Genomic DNA, 17929 nt, shown 5'->3' with positions numbered 1-17929 from the left:
CCCGCCGCCCCTCGAAGGCCCGGTTACGCGTCCGGTCAGTCGGTCGTGGGCGGGCCGATGTGCAAGGACCAGTCGCCGGTGTATTCGTCCAGGTCGATCCGTAGGGGCTCCAGAGCGTCGGCGTCGTGGACGTCGGCCCGGATGATGCGGCCGGTACCCAGGTGCAGGGAGACCCGAAGCTGCCGGCCTATCCGATTGGGCACCTCCATCCCGATGAGCGGCAGCGACACCATGGAGCCGGCCTTGAGGACCAACGGCAGGTCAATGCGCTCAGCCTCGCTCCCGACCTGCACCGGCGCCCCGAAGTGCACCGCCGGGTTGAACAACACCTGGATGCGCCGGGCCCGCTTCCACCCCAGGCGCCGGACGGCCCGCAGCTTCCACACCGCCCGCTTCAGGCGATGCCCGGGGATGTCACGCCAGACGGAGTAGCCGACGATCGTCACGTCCAAGCGGCCGACGTTCGAGACATCGGTGCGCACCCACCACCGGCCGTCCCGCTTGAGTCGGGTGGAGAGGACCTCCACCCGGCCGCCTGTGAGGCGGTGGCTCCACATCTGCCAGCCCAGGCCGCTGGCCCCGGTGACGGCACCGAAGATCGCCAGCGCATTCGTCCAGTTCATGATCGGAGCGTAGGAACCCTCACCACAGCCGTCCGGCGGTCAGCCGAATCAGGCCCGTTCTCGGCGAAATCTGTCCGCGCCCCGCATAAATGCCGCCACCAGCACTGTCGGCCTGGCCCGGCAAGACGCCCTTGACGCCAGTATCCGCCTGCGGGACGGTCAGTGCGCAACTCTCCGCAACTGGCTTTCTCCGGAGGCGATCATGGCGTTACTTTTCTTCGGCACGGACCCGAACTCGGGTGGAGGGAACTGCCCGGCGGTGTGGGTGGACACCGACACCGCCCAGGGCCCGGAACTGGTTCTGCAGGGCAAGTTCGCCGACGCGGCGATGCGGGCCACCTGCAGTCAGGACAGTCCGCCCGCAGACGACGAGGGGATCGTCCGGATCCCGGTCAGCATGGTGGAGCAGATCAGGAGGGCGTGCGATGCCGCAGAGGCCGCCGGCACCCAGCTTTGAGGACCTGCTCGACTCCGCCCAGGCCCACGCCCTGCACCTGGAGCTCCGCGACGTCTACGCCGTGGGGGAGGAACGCGAGGTCTTCGAGGCGTTCCTGCGGGACGGGAGCGTGCCTGCGGACGACTCGGAGTACTGGAGCGGCTGGCTGCCCCTGGTGGAACGGACCGTCGCCCGCGGGGTGAAGGTCCGCCGGGCCCGGATCGTCTCCGAGCCCGTCACCGACTACATCCGCTTCGAGCACGCCATCACCGACGCCAACTGCCGCGCCGGCGAACAGGTCCGCTGGCTGCCCCGCCGCCGCGCCTCCACCCTCGCCCTGCCCGGCAACGACTTCTGGCTCATCGACGACCGCCTCGTGCGCTGGAACATCTTCTCCGGCGACGGCCAGGCCCTCGAGCCCGACCACACCGACGACCCGCAGGCCATCAAGCTGTGCGTGGAGGCGTTCCGCGCGGTGTGGGACCTGGCCACCGACCACGCCGACTACCGCATCTGACCGACGCACAACCCAAGGGCCACGCACGTCATGACGACCGCCTCCCCCTCGTCCAGCGCTCAGGCGGCCCGCGAGGCGCTCGCCGTGCGGCTCACGCACCTGCGCAAGGACGCCGGCCTCACCGGGAAGGAACTCTCCGCCCGGTGCGGCTGGCACCCCGCCAAGACCACCCGCATCCAGAAGGGCGCGGCCGCGCCCTCCGACAGCGATATTCGCACCTGGTGCGCGGCGTGCGGCGCGGACGACCAGGCCGACGACCTCATCGCCACCGCCCGCGCCGTCGACTCGATGTACATGGAGTGGCGCCGCCTGCACCGCAACGGGATGCGCCAGGTGCAGGAGGACTGGCTCGCCCTCCATGAGCAGACCCGTCACTGCCGGGTCTACCTGTCCAACGTGCCGCCCGGCTTTCTCCAGACGCCGGCGTTCGCGACCGCGCTGATGAACCAGATCACCCGCTTCCAGGGCACCCCCGACGACGTCGCCGAAGCCGTCGCCGCCCGCGTCGCCCGCTCGCGGTTCCTCTACGAAGGCGGGCACCGCTACGTCGTCCTCATGGAGGAGTCCGTCCTGCGCTTCCGCACCGCTGACCCCGAGGCGATGCGCGGGCAGCTGCGCCACCTCCTGGCCGTGATGCCGCTCGCGTCCGTCTCGCTGGGGATCATCCCGTTCACCGCGCAGCGCACCGTGTGGCCGCTGGAAGCCTTCTACGTCCACGACGACATGGCTTTGTTCACGAGTTGCGTCGTCAGTTGTTCACGGGTTCGGGAGGCACCCAGATCCACGGTCGGGTGATGTTCACGAGTTTTGACGGCACTTGGGTCCTTGCCACGGGAGCATCGGGGTGTTCCTGGTGAAAGGCCCTGGTCATGCCGCAGATGTCGAAGGTCGAGCTGTACGCCGCGATCCGGCGCGACCACCGCGGCGGCATGACGATGCGGGAAATCGAGCGCAAGCACAACGTGTCGTGGCGGACGGTCCGCAGGGCCGTGGACTCGGTCTGGCCAGAGCCTCGGAAGAAGCTGCCGCCACGCCCGACCGCGCTGGATCCGTACAAGACGGTGATCGACGAGATCCTCCGGGCGGACCTGGATGCCCCGCGCAAGCAGCGGCACACGGTCACGCGCCTCTTCCACCGCCTGGTCGAAGAGCACGGCGCCGACGTCTCCTACCAGATGGTCCGGCGCTACGTCGCGGACCGAAAGCCTCGGATCCTGGTGGAGTCGGGCAAGGCCCCGCTGGAAGCGTTCGTGCCGCAGACCCACCAGCCGGGCATGGAGGCCGAGGTCGACTTCGGCGACGTGAGCGTGCGCCTCGCCGGCGAACTGGTCACCTGCTACCTGTTCTCCTTCCGCCTGTCGTACTCGGGCAAGGCAGTCCACCGCGTCTTCGCCTCCTGCGGCCAGGAAGCCTTCTTCGAAGGGCACGTGCACGCCCTGCGGACGCTGGGCGGTGTCCCACGGAGCAAGGTCCGCTACGACAACCTGAAGGCCGCCGTTGCCCGCGTGCTGGGCCTGAGCCGGGCCAGGGTGGAGACCGACCGGTGGATCGCCTTCAAATCGCACTTTGGGATCGAGAGCTTCTACTGCCGGCCCGGCATCGACGGCGCTCACGAGAAAGGCGGAGTCGAGGGGCAGATCGGCTACTTCCGCCGCAACCACTTCACCCCAGTGCCCGAGGTCGAGTCACTGGCGGAGCTGAACGAACTGGTCGAGCAGTGGGACCAGCACGACGGCCGACGCCGGATCGGATCCCGACCCCGAACGATCGACGAGTACTTCGAGGTCGAGCGGCCGCTGCTGATGCCGCTGCCCGAGGAGCCGTTCGAGACCGGACGGGTGTTCACGCCTCGCGTCGACCGCTACAGCCAGATCGCGGTCCGCACCAACCGCTACTCAGTGCCGGTGAGGTTGATCGGCAAGCGGGTCAGGGTGATGCTGCACGCCTCTCACCTGGTGGTTTACGACAAGAATGTGGAAGCGGCCCGCCACGAGCGGCTAATCGCCAAGGGCAGCTGCCGCCTGGAACTGGACCACTACCTCGAAGCCCTGATCCGCAAGCCAGGCGCCTTCCCCGGCGCGACCGCACTCGAACAGGCCCGCTCCGCCGGCAAGTTCACCCCTGTCCATGACGCCTGGTGGGCCGCAGCGGTCAGGGCACACGGCGACACTGAGGGCACCCGGGCCTTGATCGAGGTGCTCCTGATGGCCCGGCATATCCCGCATGAGCACCTGGTCGCCGGTCTGGCGACAGCGTTGCGGGCCGGGGCCCTGACCGCGGACGCGGTCGCCCTGGAGGCCCGCAAAGCCGCCCAGACCGAGGACGAACCCGCTCCAGTCACCTCGTCTGCGCTGGGCACCGGGCAGCCGTCGGCGACCGTGACGTTCCTGCACGAGTGGAAGCTGAACCACCTGCCGCCGGACACCAGGCCACTGCCCTCGGTGACGCCCTACGACCAGTTGCTCCGACGTCGCGCCAGCGGCGGTGACCACCGAGAGGGAGAAGCACAGTGACCCTGCCCCGCCAGCGAGGACTGACCGAGCAAGCCGCCACCACCGCCATCGACACCGCCTGCCGTCTGCTGCGGCTGCCGTCGATCCGCAACGAGTTCGCCGACATCGCCGACCGGGCCGCCAAGGACCAGATGACCTACCGCGGCTTCCTCGCCGAGCTGCTGATGGCGGAGTGCGACGACCGGGCCCGCCGACGCTCGGAACGGCGGATCAAGGCAGCCGGGTTCCCGAGGGAGAAATCACTGCGGACCTTCGACTTCGACGCCAACCCCAACATCGACGCGGCCACCATCAACACCCTCGCCAGCTGCGAGTGGATCAAGAAGAGCCAGCCGCTCTGCCTGATCGGCGACTCCGGCACCGGCAAGTCCCACATGCTCATCGCTCTGGGCACCGAGGCCGCCATGAAGGGCTACCGCGTTCGCTACACGCTCGCCACCAAACTGGTGAACGAGCTGGTCGAAGCCGCCGACGAGAAGCAGCTGAACAAGACCATCGCCCGCTACGGCCGCGTCGACCTTTTGTGCATCGACGAGCTCGGATACATGGAACTGGACCGGCACGGCGCCGAACTGCTGTTCCAGGTTCTGACCGAGCGGGAGGAGAAGAACAGCGTCGCCATCGCCTCAAACGAGTCGTTCGGAGGCTGGACGAAGACCTTCACCGACCCCCGTCTCTGCGCCGCCATCGTCGACCGGCTCACCTTCAACGGCACCATCATCGAGACCGGAACCGACTCCTACCGCCTGGCCAGCACCCGAGCCCGTGCCGAACACGCAGAAGCGGGCTGATCAACCACTCCACCGCCTGGCCGGCAACCGCTGAAGGCCGGCCAGGCCGACATCACCCGAGCGGGACAGGCCCTACAACCCGGGGACCAGCGTCCAGATGGGCTGCGATGCGCGTAATCGTCCGTGCGTTGTCCTCAAACAGATGTGCCTGCATGCCCGCTGCCTGAGCAGCCTCAGCATTGACTGCGAGATCGTCGATGAACAGACAGCTCTCCGGCCGCACCTCCAGGCTGGCGCATACGGCCTCGAAGGCACGCGGGTCCGGCTTCTCAACGCCGATCTCATGCGAGTACACGATTTGCTCGACCAGTTCGTCGAAGTGATACAGCGCCGTCTCCCGTTCCCGGGCGCCGACGAAGCTGTTGCTCAGAATGCCCAGCCTGCAGCTTCCTCGCAGCCCACGCACATAAGCGATGAGCTCCTCGTTAGGCGTTCCCAAGTACTCCGCCCAGAGATCAGCCATGAAGCCTTCAACCTGGGGCGCGTCGAGCCCCAAGCGTGCTGCCACCTGCTCGTGAACCTCTCGTTCACTGATACTCCCGATGCTCCCGGCTTGCCACACGTCATGCATCCGCTCATGCACAGTGCCCAGCGGCAACTCCAGCCGCTCTTCCCACCGCTGCACGCACCCCGTTTCCGGCGTGATCTCCAGCACGCCACCGATATCGAGAATGACGCAGGTCGCCGTCACTCGAACTCCCCCTCTTCGTCCTGCCCGGCTGGCGAGCGCACACCGCTCGCTCATTTGATCTACGGAGACACTGTCGCCCTTCCCTCTGGGGCAAGGTCAAGCGATCTTGAAACCTTGTGGCAGCCCTGTTGCGAGCCACCGACACGACTCCGCTACATCGGCCTTCAAAACTCGTGACGAACCGCGGAGTCCTCGGCCGGGCGACGACGTCAGAACTCGTCAACAAACGCTGTCGCAAGAAGTGATCGAAGCCACCGCTGGCCATGCCCACTGGGAAGCCGTCGAGGAGCGCGATGAGATCGTGCGCGCCAGGAATCGACAGACGGGCACGCCAGCGTTCCTCTCGGTCGCCGGAGCCCTGCCACTGGGTCAGCGTCGATCCGAACGCGTAGGGCGCCTCAGCAAGCGCGGCCAGTCGCAACTCCCGCCAAAGTAGCCAGTCGTCTGCTTCCAAGGTACGTAGTTCAAGCATGATCCAGACCCTGCCCGCCCGACGAGGCGGGCAGCAAGTTGATTACAACCACGCAAACGAGGTCGTTCAGCTCTGCGACCAGTCGGAACCGGGGAGCGGTGGTGCCTCACGCCCCGGAGCCGGAGGACGCCCCCGAGCTCGGCCGGGGCCGCGGCTGGCTCCGCCGCCGGCCCTGACCGCAAAGCGGGACCGATCCCGAAGTCACCACACCACCGGCGGCCGGACCGGCCTGAGCAGCCGCCGGGGCCTCGCCCATTCGAGGGAACCGGCGGCTCGTGGCTTCGGCTGGTGCTGCCGTGCCGGTTAGCATCCACCGCCCCGGCCATCGAGGGCCGCGGCCTCCAGTCGCCTGCCTACGGCGTCCCCTCCCCGGGCCTCCTCGCCCGCGCGGACCGCGGCTTCGCCCGGTTCCTCGCCCAGCACACCGAGGACCAGGACGACCGCCCCGGCGGCGAGGACCCGCAGCAGTGACCGCCGGCCATCCGCGCGATACCTCCCCAGCAGCGAGGGTCGCCATGCACACCAGCACGCACACGGTCCTGCACGACCCCGAAGGGCACATCGAGGCGGAGCTCCCCCTCGACCGCGAGCCGTACGAGAGCCTCGTCAAGGCCGTCCTCGCCTGGACCGACCAGGACGCCCTCACCGCCCGCGACCTGGAGCAGATCGCCCTCCAGCTCACCGGCCACGCCCGCGCCGTCGCCTCCGACGTCCGCCGCCGCGCCGCTCAACTCCCCAAGAACAGCGGGCCCCGGGCGCTCGCCGACATCGTCCTGTGCGAGGCGGAAGGCCGGCTGTCCGTGACGATCGAGAGCACCGTGCGCTGCGTCCAGAACCGCGCCCGCCTCGTCCGCGCCCTCTACGAACGCCTGGACCGCCTGGAGGCCGCGCGCCCCCAGGCCAGGTGACCACCCTCCGCACCCGGCGCGACCACGGGCCCGGGTGCGCAGGGCTGCACCCTCAGCAGGATTACGCGGGTGCCGGTGCCGGGCTCAGGGAGGCGAGCGGGGAGCGCCGGCCTTTCTCCACCGCGCGCAGCTGCTCCCAGTCGACCTCGGGGTGGGCGGGAACGGCCGCGTCGACGGAGGCGGTGGTGTAGAGCGCGACGTCGACGGCTCCGGCCCGGCTGGTGCCGAAGCGGACCTCGATCGACTGCGGGGAGCGGACCCAGCCGAACCGGACTATGTGACCCCAATCGGCGCGTCGGACCCGGAGGCGGGCGGCGGCCTGCTCGGGTCCGAGCGGGGTGTCGGCGGCGACCAGGTCCGCGAGGTCCTCGCGTTGGCAGACCTCCGCGATCTGACCGGGGTGGTGCAGCGTCCCGTCCGGGTTCGCACTCAGGTCGGCCAGGAGGCCGCGGTCGACGAACCGCCGCACCGCGAACGCCGTCACGTTCGCCCGCTCGCCTACGCGGTCGGATTCGGGGTGCAGAGCGCGTCGGCGATCCGGTCGGCCGGCGCGCAGCCGGAGATCACAGGGCGGGCATCGCGGCCGGGATGGCGTTGGCGTCCATCGCCTCCGCAGCGGACCGGGACCACCAGGACGACGTCACGTCAAAGGCAGGGAGGAGACCCTTAGGCCGGGCCCATCGGAAAGCCGCTGCGGGCACCGTCGTACTCGGTGCGTCGCATGAGATCACCTCTCGCTTGGCGGAGTCCGGCCTGGCCCCGACGGTCATAGCGTCGTAGACCGCACGGGTCGACCGACCCCCTTGCCTCGTATGTGAGTTCGGCATTAGTGCTGGATTTCAAGCACGCCTAAGGGCTGTCCCGTAAATGATCACGATCGTGCTTGCTGACCTGCCTGCTCGGTTCAGCCGGTGATGGTGACGTTGTGGAGGCGGGCGATGCCGAGCATGGCGTGGTGAACGCCGTTGCCCTTCAAGCGGCAGTCGCGGAGGATCTTCCAGTTCTTCATCCGGGCGAAGGCGTGCTCGACGCGGGCCCTGGCCTTGCGGTGAGAGGCGTTGTGTTCCTCTTTCCAACTTGGTAGTTCGGCCCGACCGGGGTCACGGCGGTGAGGGATGATCAGGCCAGTGCCCCGGTAGCCGCCGTCAGCGATCACAGTGGTCCGGCCGATGGCGTCCTTCGCACCGGACAGCTCCCATGCCTTGCAGTCGTTGCGGTTCCCCAGGACCGGCCGGCCGACGGCGACGACCAGACGGGTGTCGGCGTCGATGACGACTTGGTGGTTGGTGGAGTATCTGTAGTTCTTCGACTGCTCGGCGATCGTGTGGTCCCAGGGTGAGGATTAGGGTGCCGTCGACGATCAGCACCGTGTCCTTCCGGAACCTCGTGCGAGGCCGCAGGGCAAGCAATGGCCCGAGGTGGGCGATGATCCGGTCCGCGGCGGACTTGGAGACCCCGAACAACGGGGCCAACTGCCGCAGAGTGAGGTTCGTCCGCCAGTACGCGGCCACCAGCAGAAATCTGTCTTCCAGCGGCAGGCCCCAGGGTCGGCCTCTGCTCACCGGGTCGGCGCCCTCCCGCCGCAACGCGGTCACAAGTTTCGTGAACTGTCGTGGGCTGAGCCCGGTGAACGGGGCTATCCATGAGGGTTCCGACGCCGTGATCACACCAGCCACGGCGAGATCGTCTCACCTTGATCATGCTTCAGGGCCCGCAGCCTCTGGCGGGACGGTATCTCGATCGCCCGGACGGCTTCCGCGTGAGATCCTCCGCCCGTGGCTACGGAGACCGAGGTGGGGGAGCTGTTGCACCAGCGCGGCTGGCGAACGGCGTTTACGGTCACTGAAAGGGTGAACGCGTGGGCCGCCCTGGTCAGCGCCATCGAGCGCGGCTACAGCGACGACATCTACGAGTACACCAACGACCTCTACTGCCGGAACTGGCTGCACGAGGCATGGATCCTGCTGGACGAACACATCGTCCAGCTCTGGACCCCGCGGATCAAAGCTCTGGACGACCGGTACAGGGCCGCGACCGTCGACGACGACGGCCAAGCACTCGACCAGTTCCACAGGCTGCCCGGCCCCGACCTGTGGTGGTGGCGGCGACACCCGCGCATCCTCACCGGAGACCTCGGGCGTTCCCTTCGCTCGGCCGGCGCCATCGGCACCGACCCTGACGCAGCATGACCCTCAGCCTCGTGGGCTTACGGGACAACCTTTAGCGAGCGGCAAATCTCCTGCGAGTGCCCGTGGTTCCCGATGACATGCCTGTCGAAGATGTCACATGCTGTTGAGTAGCAGGGCATATGAAAGCTGTGGGTGCATCACACCTTCATTTTGGGGGTGTTTCTTGAGATAGCCATGAGAACGCAGGTAGTCAGGGCTCGAATCCATGGCGCTACTCAGCGTATCTGTGAATACGCAGCGCATTGCCTCTACGGAATATGCCGCTCCGTCTCATGATTTGGTGAGGATGTGAACGCGCACCGCTGGGTGCGCCTTCGTTGCGCAAGCCGACCGGGCGCTCGTCTACGTTCATGGCGGCTGCGCTGTGTGTTGCCAAGGGGGAGTGCAACGTGAGACGCGCACAGATGACGATCGCGGCCATGACGGCGGGGGCCGCCTTGTCGATGCTGGGAACCGGAGTGGCCGCGGCAGGTACGGGCCCGGCTCCGTCTTCTGGCACTTCCGCCACGTCTGCCGGCACGGAGGCGGGTAATCCCTCCAGTGCTGTGGCGCAGGCAGCTGGCGTGTGCTCCGACGCCTATCAGATCGGCACCACGTCGTACATCTACCGGGGCACGGACAAGACCGCCTCGGTCAAGCAGTTCTACTCGCCCAGCTGCAAGCAGAACTACGGCTACGTCTGGATGTGGCAGTCCTTCCTGGACAAGAACATCACCTTCGACCTGACCGTCGGCGTGTGGTCCTACGACCGCAACTCACTGGTGGGCAAGCGGACCGTATTCGGCACTCACGACCAGGAGTTCTGGGGAAATGCCGCCAACACCGTCAGCGAGTGCACCTCCGGCTACGGACAGATCAACATCACCGGCGAGCCAAGCTACGACGTCCGCACCGACAAGCGCTGCGCCTAACAGCCGCGCGACGGTGTCGCTGGCCGGGCAGTCCACTGCCGTCAGCTGACCACCTCAGCTGCAGTCAGATCACAACCTCAGCGACGCAGGGCGGGGTGGCACCCCGGCACGGGTGCCACCCCCTTGGGCCCTGCTCACTTCAGTTTGCTCAAGCATTGGAGAGACCCTCGTGCATGTTCGCATGCCCGCATTACCCGCGCGCAGACGATGGCTGCCCCTGTCGGTCATCGCGGCAGCGACCGCCACCGCCACGATCACAGCCGCCCTCCCCGTCGCAGCCCAGCCACGGGCAGGCGCCTTCGCCGCTCACGCCCCCAAGGTCACAAAGACTCCACTCGGTGCCACCAGGCCCCCGGCCAGCACGCCGGTGAGGGCCGCCGACAAGCGCGGTCCGCTGCTGAAGTCGGCCGCGGCCGACACCGGTGTGCTGCCGGTAGGAGTCGGGCAGGTGCCGTGGTCGGAGTTCTACACCGCCCAGGTGTCCGACGCGATCAGCGCCCAGGTCAACTACGACAACGGCAACCTGCTCGTGACCGTCAAGGGCCTCGACATCCCGGACGCCGGCCCGGGCCTGTCGTGGGGCAACACCTTCAATAGCCTGGGCCAGACGGGCTGGAACACCACCACCGGCGCCGACTACCGCGTCGTGGAAGCGACCCCCACGGCGGTCGTGGTCGAGGGTCCCACCGGCACGATGGCCGTCTTCGCCCGCAGCGGCTCCGGCTTCACCCCGGCCAAGGGCTACAAGCAGGACCTGACCGAAGCGGACGACAAGAAGTCCTTCACCCTCACCAGCCGCCGTACGGGGGAGAAGACCACCTTCACCCGTTCCGGCACCACCGGGGACGCGCGCGTGTCGAAGGTGGAAGACAAGAACGGCAATGCCACCACCGTCACCTACTCCGGCGCCTTCCCCGCCAAGATCACCGCCGCGTCGGGAAGGACCCTGACCGTCACCAACGACGGCAGCCACATCACCAAGGTCACCGACAACACCGGTCGTTCCATCGGCTACACGTACACCGGTGACTTGATCCACACGTTCACCGACAGCGACGGCAAGACGACCGTCTTCGATTACGACACTTCCAACCGGCTGACGAAGATCACCACCGCGGAGGGCCGGCAGACCACCTTCACCTGGGACAGCACCAAGGCCGCTTCCCTCACCCGCGTGGTCGACAACGCCACCGGCGCAGGCAACACCACCGCCTTCCGCTGGCTGCTCGGCCAGGACCAGACCGACACCGAAGGAACTGTCCGCGTCACCGATCCGCGCGGCAAAAACACCTTCAAGACCGTCGACGGCTACTGGCACACCAAGCAGACCCAGGACCCGCTCGGCCACACCCGCTCCAAGTCCTGGGGTCCGGACAACGACATCGCCACCGCCACCGACGCCATGGGCGCTACCCCGGACGCCGGCAACGTCACCAAGTTCAGTTACGACTCGGCTTTCAACCCCTCCGGAGTCACCCTCCCCACCGGCGCCCAGGCCACGACGACGTGGGTGAAGAAGGGCAGTGGCTACTTCCCCGACACGCTGACCTCCGCCTCCGCGGAGGAGACCACCAACGGCTACGACGATTCCGGCAACCTGCTCACCTCCACCGACACCACCACCGGCGGCACCGCCGCAAAGTGGACCTACACCTACAACCCGAAGTCCGGGACGATGGACTGCGGCGGCCTGCCCGGCCAGCGCTGCACCGCCACCGATCCGCGCCAGAAGAAGACCAGCTACACCTACGACTCCCAGGGCAACCTGACCAAGGTCACCCCGCCGGGCCCGCTCAAGCCCGTCACCTACACCTATGACGACCTGGGCCGGCAGAAGACCGTCACCGACGGCCGCGGCATCACCACCACCTACACCTACGACAACCGCGACCGGATCAAGACCCAGACCGCTGGCAGCACCACCGCCACGTTCACCTACGACGCCGACGGCAACCTCAAGACCCGCACCACCCAGGCGGGCACGTCGACGTTCACCTACGACGAGCAGAATCGCGAACGCATCCGCACCCTGCCCGGCACCGGCACCGGCACGACAGAGGTCACCTACGACCCGTCCGGCAACGTGGCCACCGCCACCGACTCCGCCGGCACCGTCACCTACGGCTACGACGACGCCAACGAGCTCACCTCAGTCACCGAGCCGGGCGGTGCGAAAACGACGTTCGACTACAACAATGACGGCAAGCGCACCAAGACGACCTTCCCCGGCGGCACCACCCAGGCCGTCACCCCGGACGACTCCAGCCGCCCCACCAAGGTCGAGGTGAAGTCCGGTTCGACCATCCTGTCGTCGATCTCCTACGACTACACGGCCGGCGGCAAGGACACCGACAAGATCCACAAGCGCACCGCTGACGGCGCCACCACCACCTACACCTACGACACCGTCGGCCGCCTGACGAAGGCGGTGGAGACCAAGGACGGCTCCGCCACAGCGGGTTGGTTGTACTGCTACGACAAGGCGGGCAACCGCACCCAGAGCTCCACCGGCACCAGCCTCCCCTCCACCTGCGCGGACGCCCAGCACACCTACAGCTACAACGACGCCGGCGAACTGACCGCCTACGACTCCGACTCCGGCTTCGGCTACGACGGCGCCGGCAACGAAACCTCAGCCGCGAGCCCCACCGGCGCCCGCACCAGCGAGGACTGGACCCCGTTCACCCAGCTCGCCGCCTACACCCAGTCCGGCACCACCACCAACCAGACCTACGCCGGAGTGGACAACACCCAGCGCCTGAACCGTGACAGCACCACCTTCACCAACGCCGCGGTCGGTATCACCGGGCAGAGCGCCTCCGGAGCCGCGACCGGTTTCGTCCGCGAACCGTCGGGCACCCTGGTGGCCATGAGGAGAGGGGGCAGCAGCCAGTACTACCTCACCGACGCCCAGAACTCCGTCATCGGCCTGGTCGATGCCTCCGGAAAGCGCACCGCCACGTACACCTACGGCCCCTACGGCGAGCCGCGCACCAACACCGGCACCCAGCAGCCCTTCCGCTACACGAGCACCTACCTCGACCCTTCAGGGGTGTACAAGATGGGCGCCCGTTACTACGACCCCAGCCTCGGCCGCTTCACCCAACCCGACCCCAGCGGCAAGGAAAGCAATCCCTACCTCTACGCCGACGGTGACCCCGTCAACCGTGTTGACCCCACCGGTACCACAGATCTCGGAGGGCTCATCGCGGGTATTGGTGTCGGCGCCATCGCTGGAGTCGTGGCAACCCTGGCAACCGACAACCCCGTCATCGGAGCGGCAGTCGGCGGTTGCGCCGGAGCGGTGGTTGGCGAGGCTGTGGGCGGCAGTGACTCGCTTGGGCATCTCGCGGGAGCGTGCGTCATCGGGGCGGCCGGCTTCGGTGGCGCCGCGTTCATGCAGGAGTGGTACTACGGCTAATTACAGGCCAGTCCGAGAACACGTGATCTGTGGTCGCCCGGCATGGCCAGGAGGTAGAGAGTGCAACAGAGGAAGGGGTCCCCTGAAAAAAGGGCCACCTTATTCAAGGTCATGTGGTTTGGCCAGATCCTCATCCTGGCTGTTCTGATCGCCAACAGCAGGAACCCTGTCGTCGTGATCGTGTGCGTTTGTGAGTTCGTCAGTTGTGTCGCAGTGACACTCGTTGAGCGGACGCGCAAACGGCGGTGACCCACAAGTAAAGGGCTTCGACAACTGAATCCGTTCCAGGGCCTGATTCGGGAAGCGGGCCCTGCAACGGGGGTTATGCGGGCGCCAGCGTGGGACAACTTGTCCATCCCCGCAGGCTGGCCGTGCGGCTGTCCCTGCTGTCGGGCCGTTGCGCACCATGCGCACAACCCGTACGCGCCCGTTGCCGCAGACGACTACCCGGACGCCGGTGGGCCCTGTTTCGCGACGGTGAGGCGGGACAGTCCCGCCGGATTGGAGGTACCGCTGTGATCGTCCGACTCCCGGGTGGCCCGCTCGCCGGTCGCGTACTCACCACCACCGACGCCCCGTAGGCCGGAGGATGGCTCACGGCTCCTGGCGGAGGTCCGGGTCACCGTCCCGCGCCGCCCGTAGCGGCCCGCCGCCGCGCGGCTGGCGTACGAGATCCCAGGCCCTGCCGGCGGGCTGGGGTCTCGCGGGGTCGGGGGAGTGGTCAGAGGTTGTCCCAGTAGCTGTCGCGCTCGGAGGGCGGTCCGAACCGTTTGATGGACCAGCAGGTGCAGTTCCCGCCTTCGTACAGCTCCTCGTCACACTCCTCGTGGTGCTCCCGCACCCGCCCCTTCTTCGGGGCCGCCGGCTGTGCGGGCAGCGAGGCAGGCGGCTCCGGGACGGCCTCCACGGCCGGTACCGCGCCCGCCCACTCCATGCCGAGCGCGGCGAGGGCGGTGCGCTGCTCTGCGGTGAGCTTGTCCCGCCTCGACTTGGTGTTCGAGAGCCATACCCCGAGTTTCACCGGTTCCGTCTCGCCGTCGTCCGTGATTTCCACGACCGCCCCGCGCGGGACGGGCCGCTTCCCCTCCTTCTCCACCCACTGCGCGAGGGCTGTCAGGCCCCGCTGGAACGCCGTCTCGGCCTTGCTCCCTGGCTTCTTCGGCCCCTTGAGGGCGGCGGCCAGCGCCGGACGGAGCTCCGCCGAGGCGGCGGCCGTCACGGGGAGAGAGGCGCCCTGTACGCCGAGCGCGGTGAGCCGCTCGCGTTGTTCGGGGAGGAGTTGTGCCCAGGTGCCGGGTTCCTGCTGCCGCCACCTCCAGGTGCCGATGTCATCGCCCTCGAAGGTGACGCCGGGTGCGATGTAGGGCAGGCTGCCGTCGGCGTCGACCAGGTCGGCGAGCACCCGGTAATGCCGCTGCCAGTTCAGCGGCCAGGGACAGTTCCAGTCCGGGTCGATCGCCGCCAGCTGCTTCGCCCGCTCCGCCGCGCGCTTCGGGTCCTTTCCGAGCCCACCCTTCCTCCGGAGGTTGGCCATGTGCTGCCCGATCGGCACGCGGCCGCTGCCGGCCGGGTCGTCCCACACCGCGTCCTGTCGCGGCGCGAGGTGCCCGGTGGCACGCCGGTACGAGCGGAGCGCGGCGAGTTTCCTCTCCCAGGCTTCCTCGCCCGGCTCCCAGACCATCCCGGCCTCCGGCAAGTCGAGCAGGGTCTTGCGCCGGTCCTCCAGCTCCCCGGCCCGCAGCGCCTTGCGCTGCTGGTGCACCCAGCGGCCAAGCGGGAAGTCCCTGGTGACGCCGACCTCGACCTCGATGTCGTACGGGACGGCGTACAGGCCGGTGATCTCGTTCTTCTTGCGCCAGCGGAGCAGGGCCTGGTAGCCCTCCAGCCACACCAGCGACTCCGGCCGGTACACCCGCGTACGCAGGAAAGCCGCGATCGTGGCCGCGTCCCGGGGGGTGCTGAAGTGGAGCAAGGCCGACTCGGCAGCGGCGTCGGTGTCGTCCTGCTCCTGGTCCTCGCCGGCGCCCTCGCCGCCGGCTCCGACGATCCGCCCGTCTTCGTCACGCTGGACGTGGGCCTTGCGCTTGCCGCTGGTGAGCGCGCGGGAGGCGAGTTGCTCGACCAGGCGCTCATCGTGGCTGCGCAGGCCCTGGAGGACCGCTACGAGCGGCTTGAAGCTGGCGCTGGCCACCATGTCGGTCGGGTCCTCGCCGGGTTCCAGGAACACCGGCACGATGATCCTGGCCACCTTCGTGCTGCCGTCCTTGTTGAGGCGGAGCGCGCGGCCGATGTTCTGCACGATCTCCACCTGCGAGCCGCGGGTGTCCGCGAAGCAGATCGAGTCGACTCCCCGCTCGCCGGTGATGTCCACGCCTTCCCCGAGAACGCGAACGCTGGCGAGGAACGCGCGGTGCACCCGGCGGCCTGCCACGTCGATGCCGTTGGCGAACTGGCGCAGCACCTCGCGCCGCTCGGACACGAGGTGGTCGCCGCACAGCCACGCCGACCACACCCGGTCCGGCGGGACGTGGCGGCCGGCCTCCAGCTCGTAGAACTCAGCGTCGATGGAGGACTTCGGCAGCTTGGCCGCGGCGGCCAGGTCGGCGTCCGAGGCGTCGTTCAGGTACAGCTCGGCTGCCGTCTCGGGGAGCTTCTCCGCGAACGCGGCGGCTTCCTCGACCTTCTGGTGGAACGTCATGACGGTCTTGAGGTTCCACTTCGCCGCGTGCTCCAGGAGCGCGGTCTGCAGGAGCGCCAGGCGCCGGCCGCGCCGGGCCTCTTCGGACTCCCCGAGGACGGGGGAGGGGTCGCGGATCTCCAGGACGTCGATCTCGAACCCGGCGAGGATCTCGCGTTCGATCGCCTCCGACAGCCCGAGCTCGGCGATCCACGCGCCGTAGGTGCCGTTGGGGTCGTCGGCCATGGTCGCGATCTCCGCCTGGTCCTCCGCGCCCTTCTGCGGGCGGGGCGCGGCGAGGATGCGGGGGGTCGCGGTGAGGTAGAGCCGGTAGTCCGCCGGGATGCGGGCGTTGTCGTGGATCGCCGCCCACGGACGGCCAAGATCACCGGCGGTTCCGTGGGCCTCATCGACGATCGCGAGGTCGAAGCCGTCCATGCGCTGGCCGTAGAGCCGGTCTCCGCCCGCCAGAGCGGCCTCCAGCGGCCCGCGAACCTTCCGCTGGCCCTCGGGTGAGTCGATGTCCTCGCGGTCCACGAGGGAGGCGTACGTGGCGAACACGACGACCGGCCCGGACCCCGCCCACAGGGCGAGCTGGATCGGGTTGGTGGTGGTCCGCACTCCCAGCTCGTTCAGCACCGGGTCGTTCTCCAGCGAGCACACCGCCACCATCGGGGCCCGGTGGCCCACCAGACGCCACGCCTGAGCGGTCTGCGCGAGCAGGTCCAGAGTGGGGACGGTCACGAGGATCCGGCCGTCCGCGAACGACTCCAGCGCGCACGCAGCGGCCGTGATCGTCTTGCCCGAGCCGGTCGCTGACACGATCGTGGCACGGGCACCCTGCGGGGGCACAGACGACCTTGCAGGGAATCCCACCCACCTACGAAACGCGGAATGCTGATCGACCTGGTGTTCCTTGAGCTGAATCGCTGACATTTCGTTGCCTCCCCGAGCGGTCAGTTCCTGTGGTTTTCAGAGGGCCGCGTGCGGAATGCAGGCCGCGCCCAAGTCATTCCAGATCGACGCATCCGCCTTGTGCCAGCCGCCGGGCTTTCCGTCCTTGAAGGGTGGCTTGTCGTCCGGGTCGTAGTGCCCGGCAGCGAGCGTGCAGACAATGACGTCCCCGTCCGCGTTCCGGGTCCGGGCCGTGCACAGACCGCCGGCCTCGCCCAGCGCCTCCAGCACCCGCCGCCGCGCCGTGGTGTGCGGATGGGTGCCCGGCAGGACGCTCCCCCGGACGAACTTCTCCAGCCGCACCAGGTCGGCCCGCTCACGCTGCCTCACGTCCCCGATGTGTACGGCCAGTTCAGCGGCTCCGGCTGACCGGCCGCCGCGCCGGGACCAGTCCCGGTCCGCGATGCCCACCAGGGCCTCGCTCACCGTCCTCACACCGTCATCCCAGCCGTCCGCGAACAACTCGCCCCGAGAGGCCGGCGCCATGCCCTCCCGCTCCACAACCTCGCTCTGCGCCCCGGCGATCGCACCGGCCTCCAGCGCGGCCACCAGGTCGTCCGCCTCGCTCGCGGGCACGCCCTGCGCCGTCAGGAGCGCGAACAGCCTCAACCGGGCGTTCACGCCCGCCGTCTGATACTGGCTCACCCGGCGCACGGAATCGCTGCTCAGCGCGAGATCGGGTCCGGTAGATTCGTGGTGACCGGTCATCTACGGTCGTTCCTCTCGGAATTTCGGGGAGGTTCCCAGGTCGTTATGGGGTGTCTCGTGTTTTCGCCAACGGTACATGCTGCATCAACCTGATGCACGCGGTACACTGGAACCCGAC

The 17929-nt window shown here is 68.4% G+C and carries 15 protein-coding genes and 2 pseudogenes; 10 read left to right on the top strand and 7 right to left on the bottom strand.

Annotated elements, in window-relative coordinates:
- Nucleotides 1-35: 35 nt before the first annotated feature.
- Nucleotides 36-623: a hypothetical protein gene (locus ACE4Q9_RS00085; protein ID WP_397982107.1), complete on the bottom strand. Its 588-nt coding sequence runs from the start codon at nucleotides 621-623 to the stop codon at nucleotides 36-38.
- Between the two features lie 265 nt (nucleotides 624-888).
- Between ACE4Q9_RS00085 and ACE4Q9_RS00080 the strand changes: the two genes are divergently transcribed.
- The 5 genes from ACE4Q9_RS00080 to istB all read left to right on the top strand — a co-directional run bounded on the left by ACE4Q9_RS00080 (nucleotide 889) and on the right by istB (nucleotide 4880).
- Nucleotides 889-1080, top strand: coding sequence for a hypothetical protein (locus tag ACE4Q9_RS00080; protein WP_397982106.1), 192 nt, complete (start codon nucleotides 889-891; stop codon nucleotides 1078-1080).
- Nucleotides 1049-1576 (top strand): DUF6879 family protein, encoded by a 528-nt coding sequence (locus ACE4Q9_RS00075; RefSeq protein ID WP_397982105.1) that lies wholly within the window; start codon nucleotides 1049-1051, stop codon nucleotides 1574-1576. The genes ACE4Q9_RS00080 and ACE4Q9_RS00075 overlap by 32 nt, the downstream gene beginning before the upstream one ends.
- 30 nt (nucleotides 1577-1606) lie before the next feature.
- Nucleotides 1607-2371, top strand: a complete 765-nt coding sequence (locus ACE4Q9_RS00070) for a Scr1 family TA system antitoxin-like transcriptional regulator (protein WP_397982104.1) — start codon at nucleotides 1607-1609, stop codon at nucleotides 2369-2371.
- A gap of 83 nt (nucleotides 2372-2454) precedes the next feature.
- Entirely contained in the window at nucleotides 2455-4089 is a 1635-nt protein-coding gene (istA, locus tag ACE4Q9_RS00065) for an IS21 family transposase (RefSeq protein ID WP_397987072.1), read from the top strand.
- Nucleotides 4086-4880, top strand: coding sequence for an IS21-like element helper ATPase IstB (gene istB / locus ACE4Q9_RS00060; RefSeq protein WP_222812189.1), 795 nt, complete (start codon nucleotides 4086-4088; stop codon nucleotides 4878-4880). The genes istA and istB overlap by 4 nt, the downstream gene beginning before the upstream one ends.
- A gap of 52 nt (nucleotides 4881-4932) precedes the next feature.
- On the opposite strand, the gene ACE4Q9_RS00055 is transcribed toward istB, so the two are convergent.
- Nucleotides 4933-5571, bottom strand: a complete 639-nt coding sequence (locus ACE4Q9_RS00055) for an HAD-IA family hydrolase (RefSeq protein WP_397982103.1) — start codon at nucleotides 5569-5571, stop codon at nucleotides 4933-4935.
- A 253-nt stretch (nucleotides 5572-5824) separates the two neighbouring features.
- Nucleotides 5825-6043, bottom strand: a pseudogene (locus ACE4Q9_RS00050) (GNAT family N-acetyltransferase); the annotation flags it as partial.
- 288 nt (nucleotides 6044-6331) lie between these two features.
- Here ACE4Q9_RS00050 and ACE4Q9_RS00045 point away from each other — a divergent pair.
- Both ACE4Q9_RS00045 and ACE4Q9_RS00040 read left to right on the top strand, forming a co-directional pair.
- Nucleotides 6332-6514, top strand: a complete 183-nt coding sequence (locus ACE4Q9_RS00045) for a hypothetical protein (RefSeq protein WP_397982102.1) — start codon at nucleotides 6332-6334, stop codon at nucleotides 6512-6514.
- A gap of 44 nt (nucleotides 6515-6558) precedes the next feature.
- On the top strand, nucleotides 6559-6951 hold the full coding sequence (locus ACE4Q9_RS00040) for a DUF6415 family natural product biosynthesis protein (protein ID WP_397982101.1): 393 nt from the start codon (nucleotides 6559-6561) through the stop codon (nucleotides 6949-6951).
- Between the two features lie 61 nt (nucleotides 6952-7012).
- Here the strand turns inward: ACE4Q9_RS00040 and ACE4Q9_RS00035 are convergent, their stop codons facing one another.
- Together ACE4Q9_RS00035 and ACE4Q9_RS00030 are read right to left on the bottom strand one after the other, a co-directional pair.
- Complete coding sequence (locus tag ACE4Q9_RS00035) at nucleotides 7013-7435, bottom strand: hypothetical protein (RefSeq protein ID WP_397982100.1); 423 nt, start codon at nucleotides 7433-7435, stop codon at nucleotides 7013-7015.
- 420 nt (nucleotides 7436-7855) lie between these two features.
- A pseudogene (locus ACE4Q9_RS00030) lies at nucleotides 7856-8627 on the bottom strand (transposase).
- A 99-nt stretch (nucleotides 8628-8726) separates the two neighbouring features.
- Between ACE4Q9_RS00030 and ACE4Q9_RS00025 the strand changes: the two are divergent.
- The 3 genes from ACE4Q9_RS00025 (at nucleotide 8727) to ACE4Q9_RS00015 (ending at nucleotide 13472) form a co-directional block, all read left to right on the top strand.
- Nucleotides 8727-9140: a hypothetical protein gene (locus ACE4Q9_RS00025; protein ID WP_225625893.1), complete on the top strand. Its 414-nt coding sequence runs from the start codon at nucleotides 8727-8729 to the stop codon at nucleotides 9138-9140.
- A 545-nt stretch (nucleotides 9141-9685) separates the two neighbouring features.
- Nucleotides 9686-10051 (top strand): hypothetical protein, encoded by a 366-nt coding sequence (locus ACE4Q9_RS00020; RefSeq protein ID WP_397982099.1) that lies wholly within the window; start codon nucleotides 9686-9688, stop codon nucleotides 10049-10051.
- A gap of 367 nt (nucleotides 10052-10418) precedes the next feature.
- Nucleotides 10419-13472 (top strand): RHS repeat-associated core domain-containing protein, encoded by a 3054-nt coding sequence (locus tag ACE4Q9_RS00015; RefSeq protein WP_397982098.1) that lies wholly within the window; start codon nucleotides 10419-10421, stop codon nucleotides 13470-13472.
- Between the two features lie 721 nt (nucleotides 13473-14193).
- On the opposite strand, the gene ACE4Q9_RS00010 is transcribed toward ACE4Q9_RS00015, so the two are convergent.
- Nucleotides 14194-17085 carry a Helicase associated domain protein gene (locus ACE4Q9_RS00010; protein ID WP_397982097.1) on the bottom strand — a complete coding sequence of 964 codons (2892 nt, stop codon included), beginning with the start codon at nucleotides 17083-17085 and terminating at the stop codon, nucleotides 14194-14196.
- A gap of 36 nt (nucleotides 17086-17121) precedes the next feature.
- A complete protein-coding gene (locus ACE4Q9_RS00005; RefSeq protein WP_397982096.1) occupies nucleotides 17122-17811 on the bottom strand; it encodes a hypothetical protein in 690 nt (229 codons plus the stop codon).
- Nucleotides 17812-17929: the final 118 nt, after the last annotated feature.

Source organism: Streptomyces sp. AM6-12 (assembly GCF_044327085.1).
Lineage (GTDB): Bacteria > Actinomycetota > Actinomycetes > Streptomycetales > Streptomycetaceae > Streptomyces.
This window is presented reverse-complemented; position numbering and strand designations above follow the sequence as displayed.